At 67.5% G+C, this 4,020-nt stretch carries 1 protein-coding gene; it reads left to right on the forward strand.

Annotated elements, in window-relative coordinates; genetic code table 11:
- A partial coding sequence (locus HP547_RS27575) for a condensation domain-containing protein (RefSeq protein WP_172288606.1) occupies nucleotides 1-4,020 on the forward strand: 4,020 nt, incomplete at both ends.

A 4,020-nucleotide genomic window follows, 5' to 3' on the forward strand; every position in this document is an offset into this window, starting at 1 on the left:
CCGCGCTGCCGATGTACTGCCGGCCGAAGCACTGATCCTGGGCGGTGAGGCTTGCAGCTGGAGCCTGCTGGACAAGGTCCGCGAACTGCGCCCGGGTTGCCGGGTCATCAACCACTATGGCCCTACCGAAACCACGGTCGGCGTGCTCACCTTCGAGCCCGATCAGCCGCTGCCCGGCTGCCGTACGGTGCCAGTGGGGCGCCCGTTGGGCAATGCCTGCGCCCAGGTGCTGGATGGCTACCTCAACCCGATGGCCGCCTACGTGCCCGGGGAGCTGTACCTCGGCGGGCAGGGCGTGGCCCAGGGTTACCTGGGTCAGCCTGCGCTGACCGCCGAGCGTTTCGTGCCCACCGAAGGTGGAGCCCGTTTGTACCGCACCGGCGACCGCGCCCGGCTTGGCGCCGATGGCCTGGTAGAGTTCATCGGTCGCGCGGATGACCAGGTGAAAATCCGCGGTTACCGCGTGGAGCCGGGCGAAGTCGGCCGTGTGCTGCTCGGCCTGCCAGGCGTAAGCGAGGCCGCGGTGCTGGCCTTGCCTCTGGAAGGCGATACCGAGCGCCTGCAACTGGTGGCCTACGTGGTGGCCGACGGCGGGGTAAGCGTGCAGCAGTTGCAGGCGCAACTGCAGGCACGCCTGCCGGACTACATGCTGCCAGCGCAGATGCTGCTGCTGGAGCGCCTGCCGCTGACCGCCAACGGCAAGCTCGACAAGCGCGCATTACCGGCACCGGGGGCGGTCAGCCGCGGCTATGTGGCGCCAGAAGGTGAAATCGAAGAGAAGCTGGCTGCGGTGTGGGCCGATGTGCTGAAGCTGGAGCAGGTCGGCAGCAGCGACAACTTCTTCGAGCTGGGGGGCGACTCCATCCTCAGCCTGCAGATCATCGCCCGCGCCAAGCGCCAGGGCATCAAGATCACCCCCAAGCAGCTGTTCGAACAACAGACCATCGCCCAGCTGGCCCAGGTGGCCAAGCGCATCGAGGCCAGGCAGCCTGCGCCGACAGCAGTGATCGACAGCGCAATCACTGGCGAGGTGGCGCTACTGCCAGCGCAGGCGCGCTTCTTCGAAATGGATGTTGCCCAGCCGGCGCACTGGAACCAGTCGGTATTGCTGAAACCGGCCAGCCCGGTGCAGCTGCAACCGCTGGAGGCGGCCCTGCGTGCTGTAGTTGAGCAGCACGATGCGCTGCGCCTGCGCTTCAGCCGTGGTGCCGGCCAGTGGCAGGCGCGCTTCCAGCCGCTGAGCAACGCGCCGCTGCTGAGCCAACGCAACCTGGCCGCGCTGAGCGAGCTGGATGCTGCTGGCAGCCAGGTACAGGCCAGCCTGAACCTGGAGCAAGGGCCGCTGCTGCGCGCCGAGCTGTTTGACTTTGCCGACGGCCAGCAGCGTCTGCTGCTGGTGGTTCATCACCTGGTCGTCGATGGCGTGTCATGGAGGGTGCTGCTGGAAGACTTGCAGCAAGCCTATCGACAAGTGCTCGGCGGCCAGGCCGTGAGCCTGCCCGCCAAAAGCACGTCGGTGAAAACCTGGGCCGAGCACCTGGCCCGCCACGCCAGCAGCCCGGCACTGCAGGCACAGCGCGATTACTGGTTGCAGGCGGTGGCCAGCGACAGCGCCGAGCTGCCGCGTGACAACCCGCAGGGCAGCCTGGCCAATACCCATGCACGCACCGCTGCCACACGGCTGGACGCCGAGCGCACCGCCAGGCTGCTGAAGCAGGCCCCGGCCGCCTACCGCACGCAGATCAACGACCTGCTGCTAAGCGCGCTGGCGCGCACCCTGTGCCAGTGGAGCAGCCACGACAACGTCCTGGTGCAGCTGGAAGGCCATGGCCGCGAAGACCTGTTCGACGACCTGGACCTGAGCCGCACCGTGGGATGGTTCACCAGCCTGTTCCCGGTACGCCTTACCCCCGGCAACGATATCGGCCAGTCGATCAAGGCCATCAAGGAGCAACTGCGCGCCGTGCCGGACAAAGGCATTGGCTACGGCCTGCTGCGCTACCTGGGCGATGCCCAAGTGCGTGAGCAGCTCGGGAACACCGCGCAGCCGCGTGTCACTTTCAACTACCTGGGCCAGTTCGACGCCAGCTTCGCTGCCGAAACCGGCGCACTGTTCACCCCAAGCGGCGAAAGCGCTGGCCGTACCCAGTGCGCCGGCGCCCAACTGGGCAACTGGCTGAGCATCACCGGGCAGGTGTACGGCGGCGAACTGTTCCTGGAATGGACCTACAGCGCCGACGTGCACCACCCGGCCACCATCGAGCGCCTGGCGCAGGCTTACGAGCAGGCCCTGGCGGAGCTGGTCGAGCACTGCAGCGATACCCGGCATCAGGGCGTGACGCCTTCGGACTTCGCGCTGGCCGCGTTGACCCAGGCGCAGCTGGACAACCTGCCGCTGGCTGCCGGGCAGATCGCCGATGTGTACCCGCTGTCGCCGATGCAGCAGGGCATGCTGTTCCACACCCTTTACGACCAACAGGCCGGCAACTACATCAACCAGCTGCGCGTGGATGTGCACGGGCTGGATGTGCAGCGCTTCAGGCAGGCCTGGCAGGCCACCGTGGATGCCCACGACATCCTGCGCACCGGTTTTGTCCTGCAAGGCGACCTGGACCAGGCCGTGCAGCTGGTGCGCAAGGCTGTCGAGCTGCCGTTCAGCGAGCACGACTGGCGCGGCCAGCCGGCCCTGGAACAGGCCCTGCAGACCCTGGCCGATGATGAGCGCCAGCGCGGCTTTGACCTGGCCGCTGCGCCGCTGCTGCGGCTGGTACTGGTGCGCACCAGCGATGCCAGCCACCACCTGATCTACACCAACCACCATATCCTCATGGACGGCTGGAGCACCTCGCGCCTGCTGGGCGAAGTGCTGCAGCGCTATGCCGGCCTGGCGCCGCAAGCGCAGGCCACGCACTACCGCGATTACATCGCCTGGTTGCAGGGCCAGGACGCAGCCGTTGCCGAGGCCTTCTGGAAGGCCCAGCTCGCCACCCTGGATGCGCCGACACGCCTGGCCCAGGCCATCGCCGGCAGCGCAGGCGGCAGCGGCCATGGCGACTATCGCCTGGCCTTCGACCGCGAGCAGACAGCACGTATCGAAGCCTTCGCCCGGGCCAACCGGGTCACGGTCAACACCCTGGTGCAATCGGCCTGGCTGCTGCTGTTGCAGCGCTGCACCGGCCAGGCCAGTGTGTGCTTCGGCGCCACTGTCGCCGGCCGCCCGGCAGATCTGCCAGGCGTGGAAGAGCAGATCGGCCTGTTCATCAACACCCTGCCAGTGATTGGCGCGCCTCGCAGCGAGCAGACCGTGGCCGAGTGGATCGGCCAGGTCCAGGCCATCAACCTGGCCGCGCGCGAGTTCGAGCATACGCCGCTGTACGATGTGCAGCGCTGGGCCGGGCAGGGCGGTGACGCGCTGTTCGACAGCATCCTCGTGTTCGAGAACTACCCGGTGTCCGAGGCGCTGCAACAGGGGGCGCCCGGTGGCCTGCGCTTTGGCGATGTGGCCGTGCAGGAGCAGACCAACTACCCGCTGACCCTGGTGGTGGAGCTGGGTGCGACCTTGTCGATGCAGTACAGCCACGACCGTACGCAGTGGGGCGACGCAACCATCGGCCGCCTGGCGGGCTACTTTGCCAACCTGCTGCAGGCACTGGTGGAAAACGCGGACGCAGTGGTCGGTGAACTGCCGATGCTCGGTCAGCCAGAACAGCAACAAATGCTCGAAGGCTGGAACGACACCCACGCTGCCTACCCGGACGCGCGCAGCATTCATCAGCTGATCGAAGCCCAGGTGTTCGCCTCCCCGGATGCCCCGGCCCTGGTATTCGGCGAGCACACGCTGACGTACGCCCAGCTCAACCGCCGCGCCAACCAGCTGGCGCACAAGCTGCGCGAGCAGGGCGTGGGCCCGGATGTGCTGGTGGGCATCGCCATGGAACGCAGCCTGGAGATGGTCATCGGCCTGCTGGGCATCGTCAAAGCCGGCGGGGCCTACGTGCCGCTCGACCCTGAATACCCACA

Origin of the sequence: Pseudomonas sp. CM27 (genome assembly GCF_013179515.1) — a bacterium.
Classification (GTDB): Bacteria; Pseudomonadota; Gammaproteobacteria; order Pseudomonadales; family Pseudomonadaceae; genus Aquipseudomonas.